Here is a 20,645-nt window from a genome sequence, read left to right as displayed (position 1 = left end):
CCCCCATTGGCGCTAACTTACCAAATTAACGCTTGGTATTCTCGTTTTCTTGGCGGCTCTCGGAGATGGCGTTGAATGTTCCGCGCAGCGGCCCGCAACGTTTGCACGTCGGGTTTGGGGATGACGGCGTCGACGAGGGCCTCGACGATCAAGCGCAATAGGCGCCAGACGCCGTTCTTCACGCGGCCTCCCGGCGGGGAGAGTCACCGAGATGTTCCGCGATGAGCGGCTCGGTCAGCAGCGCCAGCAGAAGATGACAGAGGATGTGCGCTCTCGCACTCCTGGGATCCTCGCCCGGTGGTCGCGCGAGGCCGATACTGCTCTTGAGATGCTTGAAGGCGATCTCGATGCGCCACCGCAATCGATAGAGGCTGCTGATTGCTGGAAGTGGATATTCATCGCGATCGAGCGAGGTGATGATGATGACCCATTCGGCCGCGACCAACGTCTCGGGCTGCAGCTTGCGGCCCATGTCTCGTGCCCGGCGCGTGATCTTTTCGATCGTGGCATCGCGCGCCTGCTTCGGCTTTCGGATCGCCACCAGACGTAATGCGATAGGCTCTTTCGCCGAAGCCTTGATCCAGACGGGCCGATCAACCAGTCCCTTGCCACGCGACTTTTTTAGCAGAGCAATGAGATCGAGACGGTTCGCGTCGGCGTCGAGCCAACGAGCGCCATTCCATTTGGCGCGCACTACGATATCAGCGCTTTCAGCAAGCACCTTGGCGACCCGATCGGGCTGCAGATAGGCACGATCGCCGACGCGAATTTCGCCCGGCACGACACCGGCGCGATCGATGACCTCGCCCTCGCTCTCATCCGTCAGTTCGAAGGCGGTAAAGCGTTCGCTCGCCAGATCGAAGGCTGAATGTATCCGCCATACGCCGCCGGATTCTCGATCATTGCGGCCGGCTTTTGCCACCGCCGTGGCATCCACAAGACGGACCGGTCGGCCTTTCGCCGCGGCCAGGCAGGTCTCACCTGCGCTCCCAACGAGCAGCCGGCTGACCAGTTGTTCGAGCCAATCCGCCGAGTTGCGTAGCCGCTTGAGAAGCGCGACATTCGACAATGAGGCAAGTCCCATCGCCTCAGCCCATGCGGCGGTCAATCGCAGCCCGCGCGTCCCCCAACAATACGCGAGCACCAGCCGCAGCTGATCCACGGCACATTCGACCTTGCGGGCTCGTTTGAAAGCCCCAAATTCCCGAGCCTCATGCTCAAGCAGGTCAGCGCCGCCCAACCGAGCGATAGTGCGCAGCCATTCGGCGTTCGAAAGCGATTCGTCAGTCACTCGACCGAGGAATCATCCATTTCCGGCAGCAAAATGGTAAGTTAGCGCCAATGGGGGTATCTCTCCGCGATTGGCGTTTTTGGAGAGATACCCCTCACCCGACCGTCCTTGTCACACTGTCGTACATGCCCTCTCCCACAAGGGGAGAGGGCGCAGTCATCAGCATGTCGCATCTTCTCCGTCGTCAAGCGGCGCTATTGAATCCAGCTGTTGCACGGCAGAGGTGTCTCCGTTCACCTAATTCACAGTCTCAAACAGCACGGGACACGACATCTCAGCCTCGCGGCGCGTCGCGCCCGAGTTCTACATTCAATTCGCCCCTCGCAAATCATGCAGAGGGCGCAGGGAATGCCGGGTGAAGGCCTCACCCATGGCCCGCCTGCGAAAAAAATGCAGGCGGCAGGTACCACAGGCAAAGCCGAACACTCCGGCATTCCCTGCGCGACGGTCTTCACGCTTATACGCAGTCTCCCTGGTGCGCCGGGCTTGTTGGCCACCATGCCGCGACAATGCTTGCGCATTGCGCGGGTGACACCAGCGTCGGGGTGTCAGGACGCTGCGACTTCACGTCCGCAAGCCATCGTTCGTCCGCGCCCTCGAAAGAGGACGCTGCGATCTCTCGCGGCCATCGCTTCCCCGCCTCGCGTGTCGTGACGATCGCGCGCTACGCCCCTCTGCGATGAGGCGGGATGCGCGTAGACAATCATGATTTCCGAAAAATAGCAAGAAGATTATTTTTATCGGAAGGTGATGTGACGTTCTCCCGCCGTCGTCCCGGGCTTGACCCGACATTTGTCGGTTTGGCGCGATCGGTGGTCATGCTGCGCACAGGCGGGACGAGGTGAAGCTCAATCTCCTTCCTTGGCGCAAGGCGATGCAGCATGGCGATCATTGCATGCAATGATCGCTCATGAAATGGGCTGAGTTCGCGCCGAACGAGCCTGCCCAGCAACCGGGCGATGTCGGCCATCTTCTCAACCCCTTGAATTAGTTCGTGCTTCGCCAGGGCCGTCGCGCCTCGCCGCATTGTACACAATGGCACACCGCTTGCTTCATCAGTTGCGAGACATTCTCGCGGGGAGGCAGGCGGCTGACATGGCGAACTCATCTGCAGCGGCAACCGCGACGATCATCGCCGAGCCGGAGCCGATCACGCTCGATCTGTCCAAGACCGCGCTGGTCATCATCGACATGCAGCGCGACTTCATGGAGCCGGGCGGGTTCGGCGAGACACTGGGCAATGACGTGTCGCAGCTTGCCCGCGCGGTCGAGCCGATCGCGAATGTGCTGGCGGCGGCACGCGAGGCCGGCATGCTGGTCATTCACACCCGTGAGGGCCACGAGCCGGATTTGTCGGATGCGCCGCCGGCCAAGGTCGAGCGCGGCGCGCCGTCGCTTCGCATCGGCGATCCCGGTCCGATGGGGCGCATCCTCATCCGCGGCGAGGCCGGGCACGACATCATTCCCGCGCTCTATCCCGTCGATGGCGAGGTCGTGATCGACAAGCCGGGGAAGGGTGCCTTCTACGCGACCGAGTTGGGCGAGGTGCTGAAGCTCCATGGCATCGCCAATCTGCTGGTGTGCGGCGTCACCACCGAGGTCTGCGTCAACACCACCGTACGCGAGGCCAATGACCGCGGCTATCGCTGCGTCGTCATCTCCGATGGCTGCGCGTCCTACTTCCCGGAATTCCACGAGATGGGGCTGAAGATGATCAAGGCCCAGGGCGGCATCTTCGGCTGGGTCGCGGACTCGGCCGCGGTGCTGAAGGCCATGATCTGAGAGACGAGCTGAAAGATCTGAGACGGATGAGTTTGATCATGTAGTCGCTGCAGGCAACAGGGGAGCAAGGCGATGAGCGGAAGCGGGACGGCAAGCTCGACAAGTGCGGATTTCAAACCGGTGCTCTGGACACAAGGGGACTGGAACGCGTTCTTCGGTTTCGGCACCAACATCCTCGTCAACATGCTCGTCCTCACCGGGCTGTTGCGCTTCGTGCTGAAGATGCCGGACAGCCTGGTGTTCGGCCGCATCCTGCCGGCGCTCGGCCTGATGATGTGCCTGTCGACCTTGTACTACGCGTTCCTCGCCTATCGGCTGGCGCAGAAGACCGGACGCAGCGACGTCTGCGCGCTGCCCTCGGGCGTCAGCGTCCCGCACATGTTCATCGTGACCTTCGTGATCATGCTGCCGGTCACCTTGAAGACCGGCGATCCCCTGAAGGGCTGGTCGGCCGGCCTCGTCTGGGTGTTCTTCCAGAGCTTCATCCTGATGATCGGCGGTTTCGTCGCGCCCTATATCCGCAAGATCACGCCGAGGGCGGCGCTGCTCGGCACGCTCGCCGGCGTCTCGGTCACCTTCATCTCGATGCGGCCGGCGCTCGAGATGTACATGACGCCGCAGATCGGGCTGGTGTGCTTCGCGATCATCCTGGTCAGCTGGTTCGGCGGCGTGAAATATCCGAAAGGCCTGCCGGCCGGTCTCGTGGCGATCGCGGTCGGCATGGTCATCGCCTGGGGCTCCAACCTGTTCGGCCTCGGCCTCGGCGGGCTCAGCGTGAAGGGCGTCGGCGATGCCTTCGCCAACTTTGGCTTCTCGGTGCCGCTGCCGGCGTTCGGCACGGTGTTCTCCGGCTTCGAATATCTCGGCGTGATCCTGGTGACCGCGATCCCGTTCGGCATCTACGACCTCGTCGAGGCCATGGACAATGTCGAGAGCGCGGAAGCCGCGGGCGACGAGTATCCGACGACGCGCGTGCTGACCGCCGACGGCGTCGTCAGCCTGATCGGCTGCATGATGGGCAATCCCTTCATCAACGCCGTCTACATCGGCCATCCCGGCTGGAAGGCGATGGGCGGCCGCATCGGCTACTCCGCGGCGACCGGGCTGATGGTGATCGTGCTGTCCTGGCTCGGCATCATCTCGGTGCTGCTGGCGCTGGTGCCGGTGGTCGCGATCTCGCCGATCCTGCTCTACATCGGCATGCTGATCGGCGCGCAGGCGTTCCAGACGACGCCGGTCAAGCACGCGCCGGCGATCGTGCTCGCGTTCACGCCGCATCTCGCCGCCTGGGCCAAGCTGCAGATCGACACCATGCTGGCCTCGACGGTGACGGCGGCGCAGGCTGTCGGCGGGCTCGCTGCCGACAAGGTGGACGCGGTGAAGACCGCCGCGATCGCCGCGCTGCCGCAGCAGGGCGTGCTGTATCACGGCCTGGAAGTGATGGGTGGCGGCTCGATCCTCGCCGGCCTCGTGCTGGGCGCCATCGGTGTGTTCGTCATCGAGCGCGACTTCACCAAGGCGGCGGCGTTCGCGCTCGCCGGTGCGGTCATGACCTATTTCGGCTTTATGCATGGTGAGGCTGTCGGCATCGGCGGCGGCTTCGGTGTGACGCCGGCGGTGGCGCTGGCCTATGTCGTGGTCGCGGGCGGGCTGTTCTGGCTGGGACGGCTCGGCATGTCCGAGAGCTACGTGCCGCATGCCGACATGCAAGCGGCGCCGGCGGAGTAGGCCGACTGCGGCACGAAAGCCAAGTTGGTTCAGACGGTCATTCCGGGGCAATCGTCAACTCGACGTCGCGAAGCGGCGGCGGGTTGGCGATTGAACCCGGAATCTCGAGCTTGTTGAAAGCCGACGCAAGACAACATCGAGATTCCGGGTTCACGGCCTATCGGCCTTGCCCCGGAATGACGTTGTGGTGAGGCAAATGCCTGCACCGTCTCACCAGTCCGGCCGCCGGATCTGTCTTCGACCGTCACGTGGCCGGCTGATCGAGATAGTAGCGCAGCAGCGCCTCACCGGGCTCGGACAGCCACTCTGCCGCACCGGTCACATCGCCTTCGATCAAGCCGCTTATCCCGATCAGATAGGTGATCGGCATCGCCGGCGTGGCGAAGACGGAGGCGTCGGCATTGGCTGGATTGGTCGCCTGCGCATGCGGGTCGGCGAAGGACAGACGGGGCATCGCGACCGTTTCCGCGTATCGGCGGATGGTCTTGATGTCGCGGCGGTCGGTGCAGATGGTCCAGACGTCGAGCGCCGGCATCCGGACGCGGTCCAGTGCGGCGAGCGTCGGCAGGTCGGTCTTGCAGGCCGCGCACCACGTCGCCCACAGGTTCACCAGCGTGACATGGCCTGGCTTCGGCGCGAGCGTCACGTCCTTGCCGCTCAAGTCCTGCAGCTTCAACGGCGGCAGCGGATTGCGCGGCCGCTCGACGATGAACTGGCTGCGGCCGCTGCGGAACAGCGGCGGCCTCGGATCATCAGCCGCGGCGCGGACGCGCGGCGAGGATACAAGGAGGGCGCTGGCGGCTCCCAGCAGCGCTGTGCGGCGCGTGAGGGCGCTGAAGGAAACAGTCTCAGCCATGGATGTAGGCCCAGCCCTTGCGCTGCAACTCGACGACGCGGCCGATGCCGAATGGCACGAGCTTCGCGCCCTCGATCAGCTCGATCATCAGATTCTCCTTGCTCTCGGCGATCGCCTTCGACGAGGCGCACATGCTGAAGCCGATATGCGGATACATCTGGCGCAGTGCGGCGATCGGCTCCTTCAACGGAGATTTGTCGGCGCGGAAGACATCGATGCCGCTGCCGTTGGCGACGACCTCGATGATGGGCGTCTGTCCGAGGCTGGCGAAATGCCGCGTGAGATTCCCCGAATAGCTGATGGCGTGGCCCATCACGTGCGGATCATTGCGATCGATCAGGATGACGATGCCGGCGCGATGCTGGGCGACGGCCGGCACGGCGGGGGTTGGAGTGCCGAGGGCCGTCGCGCCAGCGACGAAGCCGCGACGGGAGAGATCTTGAACGGGTTCGCTCATCGCTGCTTTCTCGTCGCAAGGGAAACCGTCGGCCGTGGCGATTCCAAGGCCGGTGGTTGCCGGGTCAGTTGCGCGGCCGGATCGGCGCCTTGTTGTTGCGGCCCCACAGCACGAACAGCGACAAGGCGAGCAGCAGGATATTGAGCGGGGTGACGGCGGCCTCGCCGCGGGAAAGATGAAAGGCGAGGGCGAACACCTGGAGCGTGGCGCAGCCGAGCGCGGCGAGGACGGTCAGGCGCGGCATGATGCGGGTTAGCGACGGCAGGATGATGCCGAGCGCGCCGGCGAGATCGACCAGCCCGATCGCGCGCACGAAAACCTCGGAATACTCACCTGCCCACGGCATCATCGCCGCAAGCTGCGGGATCGGCGTGAACAGCTTGGTCAGGCCGGCTCCGCCAAAGGCCACGAAGATCAGGGCCTGTGCGGTCCACAGGCCGATGCGCAGCGCGAGCGAGGGCCGAAGCGGGGTGAGATCGGTGGTCGATGCAGTGGTGGACACGATGGAATTCTCCAAACGAGTGGGGGCTGGTCGGCGCAGGTTGATGATTTCTTCTGGATTGATCATTATGCCTCCCGTTGAGAAATCATTTCTTGCTGGTTGATGATCAATGGACTCCCTCGTCAGCATCCGGGTGTTCTGCCAGGTCGCCGAGCTCAAGAGCTTCGCTGCGGCGGCCGAGCGGCTGAGCCTGTCACCCGCCATGGTCTCCAAGCACGTCATGGAGCTGGAGCGGCGGCTGTCGACCCGGCTGCTCAACCGCACCAGCCGCCGCGTCGGGCTGACCGAAGCCGGTGTGGTCTATTTCGAGCAGGTGCGTCAGCTGCTGGAGCAGCTCGACGACGTCGAGGCTGATGTCAGCGAGGCCACCGTGCTGCCGCGCGGCACGTTGAAGCTCAGCGCCTCCGTGTGGTTTGCGAATTCGCTGTTCGCCGACGTGCTCGCCGCCTATCGCTCGCGCTATCCGGAGGTCGTGCTCGATGTCGACCTCAGCGGCCGGCTCGTCAATCTCATCGACGAGGGTTTCGATCTCGCGCTCCGCACCTCGGCCTCGCCCGGTGACGGACTGATCGCCCGTCCGCTACCCTCGATCCTGATGCAGTTCGTCGCTGCGCCACGCTATCTCGCCGCGGCGGGCCGGCCGACGGCGCTGGCCGATCTCAATGGCCATGCGTTCCTGAGATATGCGCTGATCCCCACGCGCGCGATGACGCTGCCTGGTCCCGACGGCGAGGTCATGCCGGCTTTCAAGGACGTGCTGATCAGCGGCAACGAAACGCTGCTTCACCATGCCGCCGTCGCTGGCATGGGCATTGCCGTGTTGCCGCGCTGGCTGATCATGGATGATCTCGCGACAGGCCGGCTCGAGACGGTGCTGCCGGAGGCGTTGACGCTCAAGGCGCCGCTGATGGCGGTCTATCCGAGCCGCAAATATCTTTCGGCCAAGGTCCGCACCTTCATCGACTTCATCGCCGCCGATCCACGCCTGAAGCAGGTCTCGGAAGGGCCGCCGCCTGCGATCGATACGATCAGGGCGCGCGGGCGGAAGCGGCGGAAGACAGGGGCGTGATGCGCGTGGCGGCCTTGGCAGCTCGCGATCTGAGCTGGGGTGTGCTCATCGCTGGCTATCAATTTCTACAAGTTCGACTCGATGTATAGCAGCATGATGTTGTTGAGCTCTCGCGGCAGTGAAGGTGCACCTCGCCCCGCCAGGGCGAAGCGAAGCTTCGCTAGGGCGGGGAGAGGTCGGATTGCATCGAAGATGCAATCCGGGTGACGGGGACAGGTCTCTCCACGAACACTTCCCGTGCGTCTGCTCACCCCAACCCTCTCAGCGCGAGCAAAGCTCGTTGCGGCCCCGTGACGAATGGGAAGAGGGAGCGCACCGATGGTGCCCCACGTTCACGGTCGCACGGCCGGCGCGTCCATCGTCATGCCGCGTGCCCGCGACATCAGATAGAGCTCGAGTGCGATCATGTCCGGCGCGTCGAAGTCGAAGGCTTGCGCGCGCACGCCGGTCATGCAGCCGCGGAGGCGGCGCTGCAGCGAGCCCATGCCCTGCCATTCCAGGCGATAGATCGGATAGCCGGTCGGCTGTCCCTGTGTGATCGATGAGCCCGCGAGATGCCTGTCCCAATTATCGTCGTGGCAGTTGGCGCAGGCGAGATTGAGCTGGCCCTGGCGCTGAAAGAACAAGTCGCGGCCGCGTGCGATCGAGGACGCCAGCCGCGGGTCGTTACCGGCGGTGATCGGCATCCCGCGCGATTGCTTCGCGATCAGCGCCGTCAGCGCCAGCAGCTCGCGGCTCTCTGCTGCGAACGGCGCGGCCTCCTGATGCTGCCTGCGGCAGAGATTGACGCGCTGGCCGAGATCGACCGGCACACCGCTCGCGGCATTGAAGGCGGGATAGCGCGCAGCGACGCCCTTCATGCTGACATCGACCGCGCCGTGACAATCGCCGCACGCCTTGTTGGCCGTGCCGGCCTTCGTCGTCCACAGCGCCTCGCCGTCGAGCACCGACAGCATCGCTGGATTGGCGGTGTCGTCGTCCTGCATCGCCTTGGTGTCCGACGACATGAAGTCATAGCCGGAGCGGCGCGCGGACTCTGCAATCTCGCCGGCCAGCACGGGCAAGGTCAGGGCGATCATCGTCATGACAGTGAGAAGCGCCGGCCGCATCAGTCGACCGTGATCGTCGCCGCGGCGGTAGCGACGAAGCCGTTGTCGCCGATCCACTCGAAGGCGAAGCGGCCGCTCTCGGTCGCCGTGGTGAAGAACCACAGGAACGGATTGGCGGCGATGGCCGGATAGAGGTCGGCGCGGAAGATCTCGGCGCCATTGAACCTGCAGGTGAAGCTGGTGATGATGTCACGGGGGATGGCCTCGCCTGCGGCCGTATGGCGATAGCCCGGCTCCATGACGTGGCTCATCAGCGTCTTGATCTCGATGATGGCGCCGCGCCTGGCCTTGGCGGGAACGTTGACGAGGGCGGCAGGCATCACGGCATCTCCTCGGTGCAGGCGGCCAAGGTCACGATGACGTCGACGCTCGCCGACCAGAACGAGTCGTCGGAGAGCTTTGCGATCGCCACGACCTTCTGGGTGTCGGCGAGCCGGATGCGCGTCGTGACCTGGGCGCGGCCGGCGCTCGCCGTCAGGTGGAAACTGGCGACGTTGGGCTGCGGGTTCTTCTCGTTGAAGACGTGGATGCTCTTGACGAAATTGTCAGGCGTCATCGGGTGATCGACGCTGACCGTCATGGGCACGGTGTTGCCGTTCTCCACCAGCGGCGGGATGTCGAGCCGGACCTTGCCGACCGTCACCTTGGCCTCGCCGACGAGGTTGCGGATGGCGGACGCCAGCATCGCCGGCGTCGCCTGCGCCGGCCGGACCGTGATCAGCGGCAGCGCGCTGGCCGCGGTGAGCGTTCCCGCCAGTTGCAGCAAATGGCGGCGCGAGATGTGGGATCGTTCGAACATGCCGGTCATATGGGCTCACTCGCGCAAGGTCGCGAGATAGGCGACGATGTCTTCGATCTGCTCCGCCGACAGGATCGGCTTGTCGCGCCAGGCGGAACCGACGCGGGTCAGTCCGTCAATGCGATAGTAGGACGGCATGATCGTTGCCGGATTGAGCCTGGAGGCATCGACCAGCCGCAAGCGGAGCTGCGGGATCGTCGAACGGCTGCCGGCGCCGGCAAGGCTGGGCGCGAGATCGCCCTGGAAGCGCGCTTCTGGGAACGGGCCGGAATGGCAGAGGATGCAGGTCGAGCTGCGTGCGAGAACGAGCGCACGGCCGCGCGCGGCGTCGCCGGGCTGGCCGGTGAGCGATTGCGCGATGCCGTCGCCGCTGATCGTATACGGCGCGAGCTGCTGCGCGGCGGCGGTCGCGGGCAGGGCGATGATGAGGATCGCGATGAACCGGCTAGCCGAACGCATCATGGGTCAGCGCCTTGAACCAGGCCGTTGTCGCCTCTGCCTCAGCCGCGCGCGTGGCCTGGGGGGCGTCGATCGGGCTTGTCTTGCCACCTTCCACTTCGGCGAACAGATCCGCCTTGGGTTGATACACGCCTGCCAGCGAGAACGCGTAGTTCGGCGCCACCAGGCTGTAGCAGATGCCGGTGAGCGGCGGCGTATCGGACTGCCGTCCGGTCAGGTCGCGTACGATCACCGCCGCGCACGTCTGGCCCTGCGCCCGCGCCGCGCCGGCCGATTTCGGAATGCCGCCGCCGAGGCACGCGTCGCCGATGACGTGGACATCCGGAAGCAGCTTCGAGGCGAAGGTCGTGGCATCGATCGGGCACCAACCGGTGCGGTCGGCCGCACCGGCAAGCGCGGCAATGCGGCCCGCCTTCTGCGGCGGGATGATGTTGGTCACATCGGGATTGTAGTTGCCGAACTCGGTGACCACGGTGCGCGTGCCGATCTCGACGCCGGTGACGCGGCCGCCCTGCGACAGCGGAATGCGCTCGATCATGCCGGGGTAGAGCTGCTGCCACGCCTGTTCGAACAGCTTCTGCTGCGAGAAGCTGTCCTTGGCATCGAGGATCAGCACCTTCGACTTCGGCTTGTGCGCCTTGAGATAATGCGCGATCAGGCTGGCGCGCTCGTAGGGCGCCGGCGGGCAGCGCGACGGATTAGCGGGGACGGCGATCGCCACCGTGCCGCCATCCGGCATCGCCTCGATCTGCTTGCGCAGCAGCAGCGTCTGCTCGCCGGCCTTGTAGGCGTGCGGCATGACCGTCGAGGCAGCCTCGTCGTAGCCTTGCAGGGCCGTGAAATCGAGATCGATGCCGGGTGCCAGCACCAGGCGGTCATAGGCCAGCGTGGCGCCGTCGGCGAGCGTCACCTTGTGCGCCGGCGCATCGATCGCCACGGCCGCCTGCAGCATGACGCGCACGCCTTCGGCGGCGATCCTGTCATAGCCGAATTGCTGCGCGCCGATGTCGCGCAGGCCGGCGATGACCTCGTTGCTGAGGGGGCACGAGGTGAAAATCTTGTTGGCTTCCACCAGGATGACGTCGAGCTTGCCATCGGCGTTGCGCAGCGCGCGGGCGCAACTGGCGCCGCCGAAGCCGCCGCCGATCACGACCACGCGCGCCGCCGCTTGCGCGCGCAGCACGGCCGGCGCGGCGAGCAGGGCTGCGCTCGCCGCGATCAGGCCGCCGAGCTCTCTGCGCGTGCGCTGCCGGGTCACTGTCATCCGATGAGAATAGCATGGCGGCAGCCATGGTTCCCAACGGCTGCCGCCAAGCGGATCATGCGAAGGTGATGTTCTGGTCGCGCAGCGGCACCGAGCGGATGCGTTTTCCGGTGGCGGCGAAATACGCATTCAGCACGGCGGGGGCGGCGACGCCGATGGTCGGCTCGCCGACGCCGCCCCAGAAGCCGCCGCTTGGGATCATGATCGCGTCCACCTTCGGCATCTCGGCGATGCGCATCGAGTTATAGGTGTCGAAATTGGTCTCGACGATGCGCCCGTCCTTCACGGTGCAGCCGCCGTAGAACAGCGCCGACAGGCCGTAGACGAAGGAGCCGGCGATCTGCCGCTCCACCTGGGCCGGGTTGACGACATAGCCGGGATCGGTCGAGGCGACGATGCGGTGGATCTTGATCTTGCTGCCGTCGATCACCGAGATCTCGGCGGCGCCCGCGACGTAGCTGCCATAGCCGTGCAACTGAGCGAGGCCACGGTACACGCCGTCCGGCGCCGGGGTGCCCCAGCCGATCTTCTCGGCGACGGCGTTCAGCACCGCGAGATGCTTGGGATGGTCGGCCATCAGCTTGCGGCGGAACTCCAGCGGGTCCTGGCCGGCCGCATCGGCGAGCTCGTCCATGAAGCATTCGAGATAGATCGCGTTCTGGTTCACGTTGACGCCGCGCCAGAAGCCCGGATTGATGTGCGGGTTGCGCATCGCATGCTCGATCAGCAAATTCGGCACGGAGTAGCCGATCGTCGCTTCGCCCGATGGCGCGAGCCCCTGGAAGGTCGCGGGGTCCTTGCCGTTGACCAGCGCATCCGGCCGCAGGCTGAACAGGATCGACTGGCCGGAGATGCGCATGTGCAGCGCCGTCAGATTGTTGTCGGCGTCGAAGCCGCCGGTTAGCTTGCACTGCGTGATCGGGTGATAGCGGCCATGCGTCATGTCCTCCTCGCGCGACCACAACAGCTTGATCGGCGTGCCCGGCATCTCCTTGGCGATCTTCACCGCTTGGCGGACATAGTCGGTCTGGCCGCGCCGGCCGAAGCCGCCGCCGAGGATCAGCTTGTGCACCTCGCATTTGTCGGCGGGCAGCCCTGACGCTTCCAGCACTGCGGCGAACGCCGCCTCGCCGTTCTGCGTGCCGCACCACACCTCGCATCGCTCGGGCGTGTAGAGCGCGGTGGCGTTCATCGGCTCCATGGTGGCGTGGTTCTGATAGGGATAGTTGTAGACGGCCTCGACCTTCTTCGCCGCGCTCGCCAGCGCTGCCTTGGCGTCGCCGTTCTCGTTGCCGACGAAGGCTGGGCCGGACTCCAATCCTTCCGCGAGCCATTTGGCGATCGAGGCCGAGGAGACCTTGGCGTTCTCGCCTTCGTCCCACACGATCGGCAGCGCAGCGAGCGCGGTCTTGGCGTGCCACCAGGTATCGGCGACCACGGCCACGGCGGTGCCGTCGATCGCGACCACCTTCTTGACACCCTTCATGCCGGCGATCTTGGCCTCGTCATAGCTCTTCAGCTTGCCGCCGGTGACCGGACAGTCCTTGATCGCGGCGTTGAGCATGTTCGGCAGCTTCATATCGGCGCCGTAGATCATCGCGCCGGTGACCTTGTCGGCGGTGTCGAGCCGTCTCACGCCCTTGCCGATCAGGGTCCAGTCCTTCGGATCCTTCAGCTTCACGTCGGCTGGCGGCGTCAGCTTCGCGGCGGCCTCGGCCACCTTGCCGTAGGTCGTGGTCCGGCCCGAGGCCTTGTGGGTGATGACGCTATTCGCAGCCGTGCATTCGGCCGCCGGCACCTTCCACTCGTCGGCGGCGGCCTGGATCAGCATCATGCGCGCGGCGGCGCCGCCCTTGCGGACGTAGTCCTGCGACGCGCGGATGCCGCGGCTGCCGCCGGTGGAGAAATCGCCCCACACGCGCTTGCGGGCGACGTTCTGGCCCGGCGTCGGATATTCGGTCGTGACCTTGCTCCAGTCGCAAGCCAATTCCTCGGCGACGAGCTGGGCGAGACCGGTCAGCGAGCCCTGGCCCATTTCCGAGCGGGCGATGCGGATCACCACGGTGTCGTCGGGGCGGATCACGACCCAGGCGTTGACCTCGGGCGAGCCATCCGCGGCGCGCACGATCTGCGGCCCGCCGAAGGGGATGTCGAGGCCGAAGGCGAGGCCGCCGCCGAGCGCGGCGGTGCCGATGACGAAGGACCGGCGGTCGAGGCGCGGCGTCACATGCTGGTTCATGCCGTCCTCCTCAGGCGTTGGCGGCGGCGTGGATCGCCTCGCGCACCTGCGCGAAGGTTCCACAACGGCAGATGTTGGTGATGGCGTCGTTGATGTCCTGATCGCTCGGCTTCGGATTGTCCTTGAGCAGTGCCGCGACGGCCATGATCATGCCGCTCTGGCAGTAGCCGCATTGCGGAACGTCGTTCTCCACCCAGGCCTGCTGCACCTTGTGCAGGCCGGTGTCGCTCGCGAGCCCCTCGATGGTGGTGATCTGCTTGCCCAGGGCCTCGGAGACGGTGACGCCACAGGAGCGCACGGCCGCGCCGTCGAGATGCACGGTGCAGGCGCCGCATTGTGCAATGCCGCAGCCATATTTGGTGCCGGTCAGTCCGGCGTTCTCGCGGATCGCCCACAGCAGCGGCGTGTCGGGCTCGACGTCCAGGGTATAGGATTGTCCGTTGATCGTGAGGTTTGCCATCGCAGATCCCTTTCGTTCAACGCGCCAGTTGAACAGAGGGCGGCACTGTGGCGCGAACGTTTGCATCCTTCAAATCAAGAATATGCGTTTGCCGCGCGCAGGATTTGTGATGGGCCCGGCTTGTAGTTGCGTCGGCTCATGGGCCGCGCGGCGGAGCGACGGCAAGCCGCAGGAAGCTCATCACGCTGCCGAGCGCGGCGAAACCGGCGCCGAGGGCCAAGGCAAGGGTGGCTCCTTGGTGCCCCGCAAGGCTGAAGCACAAGGCGGCCAGCGCCGCGCCGGTGGTCTGGCCGGTCAACCGGGCCGTGGCGACGATGCCGCTGGCGCCGCCGCTGCGGTGCGGCGGGGCGCTTGACATGATGGCCTTCATATTCGGCGCCTGGAAGAAGCCGAACCCGATGCCGCAGATCAGCATGCGCCAGACGATGTTCGCGATGCTCGGGTTCTCCGGCAACATGGCGAGCAGCGCCATGCCGGAGCCGAGCATCACCAGGCCGATGCCGCCGAGCAGGCCGGCGGGAAAACGGTCCGACAGCCGGCCGGCGATCGGCGCCATGATCGTGACTGCGAGCGGCCAGGGCGTCATGAAGAACCCGGTCTCGACCTGCGAGCGCTGGAGAATGTCCTCGAAATAGAACGGCAGCGACACGAAGCCGAGGCCCTGCACCGAGAACGAGCACACCGCGGTCGCGGCCGACAGCGCGAACACGCCGCGGCGGAACAGGTCGATCGGCAGCATCGGCGCCGGGTGGTCGGCCTGGCGGCGGGCCAGGATGACGCCGAGCACGAGCGCTGCGACCAGTTCGGCTACCACCATGGCCGGCGTCGCGCCGTGCGCGGCGCTGCCGATGCCGGTGATGAACAGGCCGAGGCAGAGCGCAGCGAGGGCGGCGCCGAGAAAGTCGAAGCCGTGCTCGGCGCGCGGCGTCCGTGGCAGCATCCTCATGCCGATCGCGATCGCGATCAGGCCGAACGGCAGGTTGATCGCAAACAGCCACGGCCAGGAGCCGAGCGAGAGAATGGCGGACGCGATCGTCGGACCGAAGGTGAAGGAAATGCCGACCACCAGCGCATTGTGGCCGAGGCCGCGTCCCAGCATCTTGCCGGGATAGACGTAGCGCACCAGCGCGGTGTTGACGCTCATGATGCCGCTGGCGCCGAGGCCCTGCAGCGCGCGGGCGATCACCAGCGTCGGCAGCGACCACGCCAGCGCGCAGCCGACCGAGGCCAGCGTGAACAGCAGCAGGCCGCCGAGATAGATGCGCTGATGGCCGACGATCTCGCCGAGCGCGCCGAGCGGCAGCAAGGTCGCGACCAGTGCGATCTGGTAGATGTTGACCACCCAGACCACCTCGGCCGGGGAGACGTGGAGATCGGCCGAGATCGACGGCAGCGCGATGTTGGCGATGGCGACGTCGAGCGAGGCCATCGACAGCGCCGTGAAGATCGCGGCGATGGCCCAGGGCCGCTTGCCGGGCGGCAGGCCATCGGTGGTGCCGTCGCCGGCGAGCTTCGAAGCGTGGTGGCGGTCGGACATGAGACCTTTGGAGACCTTCGGTTCGCGGGGCGCGTCTGGATCAGCATGTACACGGGAGCAGGCGAGCGCCCCAGCCGTCGCGGGCGCATGGCGGTATGCGCCCGGTCGCAAGGAACGGGTCGAAGAAGGCTACACGCCCGGCCTTGCCAGCCGTTCGATCGTCTGGTTGTGCCGCGTCAGGAGCTCGCAGGCGTGGCCGATCTGGCGGGCGCGCAGGGCCTGCAGGATCAGCCGGTGATCCTGGTTGGTGCGCGGACGCCAGCCGGCATTGCGGGCCATCGCCAGCACCAGCCTTGAATTCGCCAGGCGCAATCCGTCGAGGCTCGCCAGCAGCCGCGGCATCGCGCAGGGCGCGACCAGCGCGCGGTGGAAGGCGCGGTTCGCGGTCTCGAATTCCTGGATGGTCTCGGCATTGTCGGCCTCGATCAGCGCGAGCTCGATCGCGGCGAGATGCGTCGGCGTGTAGCGCGGCGCGGCATTGCGCAGCGCGATCACCTCGAGCGCGACGCGCATCTCGACGATCTCCCTGGTCGACTTCGCATCGAGCGGCGCCACCCGCACGCCGCGCCGCGGTGCCGCGACCACGAGATACAGCGCCTCGAGCTGCCGAAATGCCTCGCGCACCGGCACGTGGCTGGATTTGAACTCGCGCGCGACGTGGTCCTGCCGCAGCGGCGCATCCGGAGGGAGCGCGCCACTGACGATCCGTTCGGTGATGGCCTCGGCGATGCGGTGAGCCGTGGTGAGATTCTCGTCCTGCATGGCGATAGATTATCTATCGAAAAAACCGATGCGAGGAAAGCCGCTGTGCCCTACGGTGCTTTAATACGGATTTTCATAGATAATATCTTTGAAAATCTATAATCCGCGTGAGGTGTCGAAATGCCCGTTCCAAGCAGCTTGTCCGATCGCCCCGACAACGACGCTGCCGTCCGTCACGACTGGACCCGGGACGAGGCCGAGGCGCTCTACGGCCTGCCATTTCCGGATCTGATGTTCCTGGCGCAGTCGGCGCATCGCCGGCAGTTCGATCCCACCCGCGTGCAGACCGCGAGCCTGCTCAGCATCAAGACCGGCGGCTGCCCGGAGGATTGCGGCTACTGCTCGCAGAGCGCGCATTACGACACCGGTCTCAAGGCGACGAAGCTGATGGACCGCGATGCGGTGGTCGCCACCGCGCGGCGCGCGAAGGCAGCGGGAGCCGAGCGCTTCTGCATGGCCGCCGCCTGGCGCAGTCCCAAGGACCGCGACCTCGATCAGGTCTGCGACATGGTCAGCGCGGTGAAGGATCTGGGCATGGAGACATGCGTGACTCTGGGCATGCTGACGCCGCCGCAGGCGCAGCGGCTGAGAGAGGCCGGGCTCGACTTCTACAACCACAATGTCGACACCTCGCCCGAGTTCTACGACCGTATCATCACCACGCGCACGCTGCAGGACCGCATCGATACGCTCGCGCATGTGCGCGAGGCCGGCATCAAGGTGTGCTGCGGCGGCATCATCGGCATGGGCGAGGAGATCGACGACCGGCTCGGCATGCTGGTGCTGCTCGCCAACCTCGCGGAGCACCCCGACAGCGTGCCGATCAACATGTGGAACGAGGTGAGGGGCGTGCCGGTCAACGAGACGGCCACGCGGCCCGATCCGATTGCGCTGGTGCGATTGATCGCGGTCGCGCGCATCCTGATGCCCCGGAGCGTGGTGCGGCTGTCGGCGGGCCGGCAATACATGAGCGACGAGCTGCAGAGCCTGTGCCTGCTCGCCGGCGCCAATTCGATCTTCATCGGTGACGTGCTGCTGACCACGGCCAATCCCCAGGCGCAGCGCGACGCTGATCTGCTCGCGCGGCTCGGCATGACCTCGTCGCTGTCGGCGCGTCCGGTCGCACCGGCCGCCGCCAGCGAAAGCGCAGACGCATCGTCCCCGGCCTGATTCGAACCTCATCGCGAGTTCGGCGCGACCGCGCCCACGGAACTGCCTGGTCGTGCCGGTCCACGCCCGCGGCTGACCGAAACAGAGCGGAGCCATGTCCATGCTGTCCGACAGGTTGGCGATCTATTCCGACGGCCTGCAGAGACTCGCGGCCGATGACCGGTTGCGGCAGCTCAGTCCACCGGCCGGTCTCGATTTCTCCTCCAACGACTATCTCGGACTGGCGCAGGCGCCACGCATCAAGCGCGCGGTCGCCGCGGCCATGGAGGCCGGCACGCCGGTCGGCGCCGGCGGCTCGCGCCTGCTGCGCGGCAATTGCGACGAGCACGAACGGCTCGAGGCGGAGGCCGCGCGCTTCTTCGGCGCCGAGCGCGCGCTGTTCTTCGGCTCCGGCTACATGGCGAATTTCGCCGTGCTCACCACATTGCCGCAGCGCGACGACCTGCTGGTGCTCGATGCGCTCGTTCATGCGAGCACCCATGAGGGCGCGCGTGCCGGTCGCGCCGAGACGTGCCAGTTCATCCACAACAACGCGCAGTCGGCCGAGGACGCGATCCTGACCTGGCGCAGGGACGGCGGTGTCGGCCAGCCCTGGATCGTCGTCGAAAGCCTCTACAGCATGGACGGCGATCTCGCGCCGCTGGCGGATTTGATGGCGATCGCCGAGCGCCACGACGCCTTTCTGCTGATCGACGAGGCCCATGCGACCGGGGTCCACGGCGCGCAGGGCCGCGGTCTCGCCGCAGCCTATGAGGGACGCGAGAGCGTCGTCACCGTTCACACCTGCGGCAAGGCGTTGGGCGCGGCCGGCGCATTGGTCACCGCAAGCGGCGTGCTGTGCGACACGCTGATCAATCGCTGCCGGCCTTTCGTCTTCAGCACGGCGCCGTCGCCGCTGATGGCGGTGGCGGTGCTGGAGGCGCTTGCGATCCTGCGCGACGAGCCGGAGCGGCAGCAGCGGCTGGCGCAGCTCGTTGGCTTCGCCCATCGCGCGATCGACGCGCGCTTCGGTGAAAGCTGGTCGCCGTCGCAGATCATTCCCTGCGTGGTCGGCGACAATGCGCGCGCGATGAGCCTCGCTGCCGCGCTGCAGGCGCGAGGCTTCGACGTCCGCGGCATCCGGCCGCCGACGGTGCCGCCTGGAACGGCGCGGCTCCGGCTGTCGCTGACCTTGAACGTCGACGAGGCCGCGATCGTGGCGCTGCTCGATGCGCTCGCCGACGAGATCGGGAGGCCGGGGGCATGACGCCACGCATCGTGGTCGCCGGCACCGATACCGGGATCGGCAAGACGGTGTTCGCGGCCGGCCTCACGGCGCTGTTGGGGGCCTGCTATTGGAAGCCGGTCCAGGCCGGCCTTGGCGAGGAGACGGACTCCTGCCGTGTCCAGCGGCTGGCCGAGCTCGCCGACGATCGCGTGCTGCCCGAAGCCTATCGTTTGCCGGAGCCGGCCTCGCCGGATCGCGCGGCCCGCCTCGCAGGCGTCAGCATCGATCCGCTCAGCCTGCATCCTCCGCAGTCCGTCGGCCGGCCTGTCGTGATCGAGGGGGCCGGCGGGGTCATGGTGCCGCTCGATTCCCAGACGCTCTATCTCGATGTCTTCGCGCGATGGCAATTGCCGGTCGTGCTCTGCGCGCGCACCAGCCTCGGCACCATCAATCACTCGCTGCTGTCGCTGGCGGCGCTGCGCAGCCGCCGCATCGGCGTGCTCGGCATCGCCTTCATCGGCGACGGCCATGCCGACAATGAGGAGACGATCTGCCGGCTCGGCGAGGTGAAGCGCCTGGGCCGGCTGCCCTGGATCACGCCGCTCACGGCGCGATCGCTGCAGTACCTGTTCGCCACGCAATTCCAGCGCAGGGATTTCGAACCATGATGCGCAAGGCAACCTCGCCGATCTGGCATCCCTTCACGCAGCATGCGCTCCAGCCCGAGATGACGCCGGTCGCGCGCGGCGAGGGCGCCTATCTCTTCACCGCCGACGGCCGGCGGATCATCGATGCGATCGCGTCGTGGTGGGTGGTCACGCACGGCCATTGCCATCCGCATATCGTGCGCGCGATCCAGGACCAGGCCGAGCGGCTGGATCAGGTGATCTTCGCCGGCCACAGCCATGAGCCGGCCGAGCAGGTTGCCGCCGGGCTGCTCGCGCTCGTGCCGCCGAGCCTTGCGCACGTGTTCTTCTCCGACAGTGGCGCCACCAGCGTCGAGGTCGCGCTGAAGATGGCGCTCGGCTATTTCAGGAACATCGGCGAGCCGCGCTCGCGCATCGTGGTGATGCAGCATTCCTATCACGGCGACACCATCGGCGCGATGTCGGTCGGCGCGCGCGGCGTGTTCAATGCCGCCTATGAGCCGCTGCTGTTCGACGTTATCGTCATCCCGTTTCCGTCGCAGGGCAGGGAACAGGCGACCTTGGACGCGCTCGCGGCGGTCTGCGAAAACGACCGGCCGGCCGCCTTCATCGTCGAGCCGCTGGTGCTCGGCGCCGGCGGCATGCTGATGTATCCGGCCGCGGTGTTGCGCGAGATGCACCGGATCTGCAAGGCGTTCGGCGTGCTGTTCATCGCCGACGAGGTCATGACCGGCTGGGGCCGCACCGGCACGCTGTTCGCCTGCGAGCAGGCGGACATCGCGCCCGACATCGCCTGCTACGCCAAAGGACTGACCGGAGGCGCGATGCCGCTTGCGGTGACGCTGTGCAGTCCCGCGATCTACGAGGCGCACTATTCGACCGACCGCGCCCGCACGTTCTTTCACTCCAGCTCCTACACGGCCAATCCCATTGCCTGCGCGGCGGCCAGCGCCAATCTCGAGCTATGGCGGCAGCCGCAGACGCGGGCCCGGATCGCCGCCGTCGCGGCCGCGCAGCAGCGCTGCCTCGACCGCTTACGTTACGACGAGCGATTTTCCGCGCTGCGGCGTTGCGGCACCATCACGGCGCTCGATCTCCATGCCGACGAGCCCGGCTACCTCGCCGAGGTCGGTCCCAGGCTGCAGGCCTTTTTCCGCGACAGCGACGTGCTGCTGCGTCCGCTCGGTCATACCATCTACGTCATGCCGCCATACTGCGTCACCTCCGGCGACCTCGAGGCGGTGTATGCCGTCATCGACGAGGCCGTCGACCACGTGCTCTGATGTCGCCGATGGACGAGTTCCAGC

At 66.4% G+C, this 20,645-nt stretch carries 21 protein-coding genes; 7 read left to right on the top strand and 14 right to left on the bottom strand.

Annotated elements, in window-relative coordinates; all coding sequences use genetic code 11:
• Window positions 1–178: 178 nt before the first annotated feature.
• Together ACQR10_RS31515 and ACQR10_RS31510 are read right to left on the bottom strand one after the other, a co-directional pair.
• The gene (locus tag ACQR10_RS31515) at window positions 179–1,291 is read right to left on the bottom strand and encodes an IS4 family transposase (RefSeq protein WP_316216447.1); all 1,113 of its coding nucleotides are present in this window, start codon (window positions 1,289–1,291) and stop codon (window positions 179–181) included.
• A gap of 703 nt (window positions 1,292–1,994) precedes the next feature.
• Complete coding sequence (locus ACQR10_RS31510; protein ID WP_316183523.1) at window positions 1,995–2,261, bottom strand: hypothetical protein; 267 nt, start codon at window positions 2,259–2,261, stop codon at window positions 1,995–1,997.
• Window positions 2,262–2,386: 125 nt separating this feature from the next.
• On the opposite strand from ACQR10_RS31510, the gene ACQR10_RS31505 reads away from it, so the two are divergent.
• Window positions 2,387–3,073 carry a cysteine hydrolase family protein gene (locus ACQR10_RS31505; protein WP_316218347.1) on the top strand — a complete coding sequence of 229 codons (687 nt, stop codon included), beginning with the start codon at window positions 2,387–2,389 and terminating at the stop codon, window positions 3,071–3,073.
• 72 nt (window positions 3,074–3,145) lie between these two features.
• Window positions 3,146–4,801 (top strand): regulator, encoded by a 1,656-nt coding sequence (locus ACQR10_RS31500; protein ID WP_315802471.1) that lies wholly within the window; start codon window positions 3,146–3,148, stop codon window positions 4,799–4,801.
• 244 nt (window positions 4,802–5,045) lie between these two features.
• On the opposite strand, the gene ACQR10_RS31495 is transcribed toward ACQR10_RS31500, so the two are convergent.
• The 3 genes from ACQR10_RS31495 to ACQR10_RS31485 form a co-directional block, all read right to left on the bottom strand.
• Window positions 5,046–5,537, bottom strand: coding sequence for a TlpA family protein disulfide reductase (locus ACQR10_RS31495; protein WP_315802548.1), 492 nt, complete (start codon window positions 5,535–5,537; stop codon window positions 5,046–5,048).
• 112 nt (window positions 5,538–5,649) lie between these two features.
• Window positions 5,650–6,114, bottom strand: coding sequence for a DsrE family protein (locus ACQR10_RS31490; RefSeq protein WP_315802472.1), 465 nt, complete (start codon window positions 6,112–6,114; stop codon window positions 5,650–5,652).
• Window positions 6,115–6,178: 64 nt separating this feature from the next.
• On the bottom strand, window positions 6,179–6,616 hold the full coding sequence (locus ACQR10_RS31485) for a DoxX family protein (protein WP_315802549.1): 438 nt from the start codon (window positions 6,614–6,616) through the stop codon (window positions 6,179–6,181).
• 109 nt (window positions 6,617–6,725) lie between these two features.
• Between ACQR10_RS31485 and ACQR10_RS31480 the strand changes: the two genes are divergently transcribed.
• Window positions 6,726–7,685: a LysR family transcriptional regulator gene (locus ACQR10_RS31480; RefSeq protein ID WP_315802473.1), complete on the top strand. Its 960-nt coding sequence runs from the start codon at window positions 6,726–6,728 to the stop codon at window positions 7,683–7,685.
• A 332-nt stretch (window positions 7,686–8,017) separates the two neighbouring features.
• Here ACQR10_RS31480 and soxA read toward each other — a convergent pair whose 3' ends face one another.
• The 9 genes from soxA to ACQR10_RS31435 form a co-directional block, all read right to left on the bottom strand.
• Complete coding sequence (gene soxA / locus ACQR10_RS31475) at window positions 8,018–8,770, bottom strand: sulfur oxidation c-type cytochrome SoxA (RefSeq protein WP_410051458.1); 753 nt, start codon at window positions 8,768–8,770, stop codon at window positions 8,018–8,020.
• Between the two features lie 23 nt (window positions 8,771–8,793).
• Entirely contained in the window at window positions 8,794–9,114 is a 321-nt protein-coding gene (soxZ, locus tag ACQR10_RS31470) for a thiosulfate oxidation carrier complex protein SoxZ (RefSeq protein WP_434912193.1), read from the bottom strand.
• On the bottom strand, window positions 9,114–9,593 hold the full coding sequence (locus ACQR10_RS31465) for a SoxY-related AACIE arm protein (protein ID WP_434912192.1): 480 nt from the start codon (window positions 9,591–9,593) through the stop codon (window positions 9,114–9,116). The genes soxZ and ACQR10_RS31465 overlap by 1 nt, the downstream gene beginning before the upstream one ends.
• A gap of 15 nt (window positions 9,594–9,608) precedes the next feature.
• Window positions 9,609–10,055, bottom strand: coding sequence for a sulfur oxidation c-type cytochrome SoxX (gene soxX / locus ACQR10_RS31460; RefSeq protein ID WP_316218351.1), 447 nt, complete (start codon window positions 10,053–10,055; stop codon window positions 9,609–9,611).
• Window positions 10,039–11,316: an NAD(P)/FAD-dependent oxidoreductase gene (locus tag ACQR10_RS31455; protein WP_316218352.1), complete on the bottom strand. Its 1,278-nt coding sequence runs from the start codon at window positions 11,314–11,316 to the stop codon at window positions 10,039–10,041. The genes soxX and ACQR10_RS31455 overlap by 17 nt, the downstream gene beginning before the upstream one ends.
• Window positions 11,317–11,371: 55 nt before the next feature.
• The gene (locus tag ACQR10_RS31450; protein ID WP_316218353.1) at window positions 11,372–13,555 is read right to left on the bottom strand and encodes a xanthine dehydrogenase family protein molybdopterin-binding subunit; all 2,184 of its coding nucleotides are present in this window, start codon (window positions 13,553–13,555) and stop codon (window positions 11,372–11,374) included.
• Between the two features lie 10 nt (window positions 13,556–13,565).
• Window positions 13,566–14,015 carry a (2Fe-2S)-binding protein gene (locus tag ACQR10_RS31445; RefSeq protein WP_315802480.1) on the bottom strand — a complete coding sequence of 150 codons (450 nt, stop codon included), beginning with the start codon at window positions 14,013–14,015 and terminating at the stop codon, window positions 13,566–13,568.
• A gap of 136 nt (window positions 14,016–14,151) precedes the next feature.
• Window positions 14,152–15,552 (bottom strand): MFS transporter, encoded by a 1,401-nt coding sequence (locus ACQR10_RS31440; protein ID WP_316218354.1) that lies wholly within the window; start codon window positions 15,550–15,552, stop codon window positions 14,152–14,154.
• Window positions 15,553–15,681: 129 nt separating this feature from the next.
• Window positions 15,682–16,314: a GntR family transcriptional regulator gene (locus ACQR10_RS31435; RefSeq protein WP_315802482.1), complete on the bottom strand. Its 633-nt coding sequence runs from the start codon at window positions 16,312–16,314 to the stop codon at window positions 15,682–15,684.
• Between the two features lie 120 nt (window positions 16,315–16,434).
• Between ACQR10_RS31435 and bioB the strand changes: the two genes are divergently transcribed.
• From bioB to ACQR10_RS31415, 4 genes are all read left to right on the top strand, one after another.
• Window positions 16,435–17,484: a biotin synthase BioB gene (gene bioB / locus ACQR10_RS31430; protein ID WP_316218355.1), complete on the top strand. Its 1,050-nt coding sequence runs from the start codon at window positions 16,435–16,437 to the stop codon at window positions 17,482–17,484.
• A gap of 100 nt (window positions 17,485–17,584) precedes the next feature.
• Entirely contained in the window at window positions 17,585–18,730 is a 1,146-nt protein-coding gene (locus tag ACQR10_RS31425; RefSeq protein ID WP_410051461.1) for an 8-amino-7-oxononanoate synthase, read from the top strand.
• Complete coding sequence (bioD, locus tag ACQR10_RS31420) at window positions 18,727–19,359, top strand: dethiobiotin synthase (RefSeq protein ID WP_316218357.1); 633 nt, start codon at window positions 18,727–18,729, stop codon at window positions 19,357–19,359. Before ACQR10_RS31425 ends, bioD begins: the two co-directional genes overlap by 4 nt.
• A complete protein-coding gene (locus ACQR10_RS31415; RefSeq protein ID WP_316218358.1) occupies window positions 19,356–20,621 on the top strand; it encodes an adenosylmethionine--8-amino-7-oxononanoate transaminase in 1,266 nt (421 codons plus the stop codon). Before bioD ends, ACQR10_RS31415 begins: the two co-directional genes overlap by 4 nt.
• Window positions 20,622–20,645 lie beyond the last annotated feature (24 nt).

The sequence above is a fragment of the Bradyrhizobium sp. HKCCYLRH2060 genome (assembly GCF_051168135.1).
Taxonomy (GTDB): domain Bacteria; phylum Pseudomonadota; class Alphaproteobacteria; order Rhizobiales; family Xanthobacteraceae; genus Bradyrhizobium.
Note: the sequence above shows the minus strand (reverse complement) of the source record. Positions and strands in the feature narration are given on the sequence as shown.

Coding starts and splice junctions, on each gene's coding strand:
- ACQR10_RS31510 (WP_316183523.1), bottom strand. CDS start 2,261: ATGGCCGACATCGCCCGGTTGCTGGGCAGGCTCGTTCGGCGCGAACTC.
- ACQR10_RS31505 (WP_316218347.1), top strand. CDS start 2,387: ATGGCGAACTCATCTGCAGCGGCAACCGCGACGATCATCGCCGAGCCG.
- ACQR10_RS31500 (WP_315802471.1), top strand. CDS start 3,146: ATGAGCGGAAGCGGGACGGCAAGCTCGACAAGTGCGGATTTCAAACCG.
- ACQR10_RS31490 (WP_315802472.1), bottom strand. CDS start 6,114: ATGAGCGAACCCGTTCAAGATCTCTCCCGTCGCGGCTTCGTCGCTGGC.
- ACQR10_RS31480 (WP_315802473.1), top strand. CDS start 6,726: ATGGACTCCCTCGTCAGCATCCGGGTGTTCTGCCAGGTCGCCGAGCTC.
- soxA (WP_410051458.1), bottom strand. CDS start 8,770: ATGACGATGATCGCCCTGACCTTGCCCGTGCTGGCCGGCGAGATTGCA.
- soxZ (WP_434912193.1), bottom strand. CDS start 9,114: ATGCCTGCCGCCCTCGTCAACGTTCCCGCCAAGGCCAGGCGCGGCGCC.
- ACQR10_RS31465 (WP_434912192.1), bottom strand. CDS start 9,593: ATGTTCGAACGATCCCACATCTCGCGCCGCCATTTGCTGCAACTGGCG.
- soxX (WP_316218351.1), bottom strand. CDS start 10,055: ATGATGCGTTCGGCTAGCCGGTTCATCGCGATCCTCATCATCGCCCTG.
- ACQR10_RS31455 (WP_316218352.1), bottom strand. CDS start 11,316: ATGACAGTGACCCGGCAGCGCACGCGCAGAGAGCTCGGCGGCCTGATC.
- ACQR10_RS31450 (WP_316218353.1), bottom strand. CDS start 13,555: ATGAACCAGCATGTGACGCCGCGCCTCGACCGCCGGTCCTTCGTCATC.
- ACQR10_RS31445 (WP_315802480.1), bottom strand. CDS start 14,015: ATGGCAAACCTCACGATCAACGGACAATCCTATACCCTGGACGTCGAG.
- ACQR10_RS31440 (WP_316218354.1), bottom strand. CDS start 15,552: ATGTCCGACCGCCACCACGCTTCGAAGCTCGCCGGCGACGGCACCACC.
- ACQR10_RS31435 (WP_315802482.1), bottom strand. CDS start 16,314: ATGCAGGACGAGAATCTCACCACGGCTCACCGCATCGCCGAGGCCATC.
- bioB (WP_316218355.1), top strand. CDS start 16,435: ATGCCCGTTCCAAGCAGCTTGTCCGATCGCCCCGACAACGACGCTGCC.
- ACQR10_RS31425 (WP_410051461.1), top strand. CDS start 17,585: ATGCTGTCCGACAGGTTGGCGATCTATTCCGACGGCCTGCAGAGACTC.
- bioD (WP_316218357.1), top strand. CDS start 18,727: ATGACGCCACGCATCGTGGTCGCCGGCACCGATACCGGGATCGGCAAG.
- ACQR10_RS31415 (WP_316218358.1), top strand. CDS start 19,356: ATGATGCGCAAGGCAACCTCGCCGATCTGGCATCCCTTCACGCAGCAT.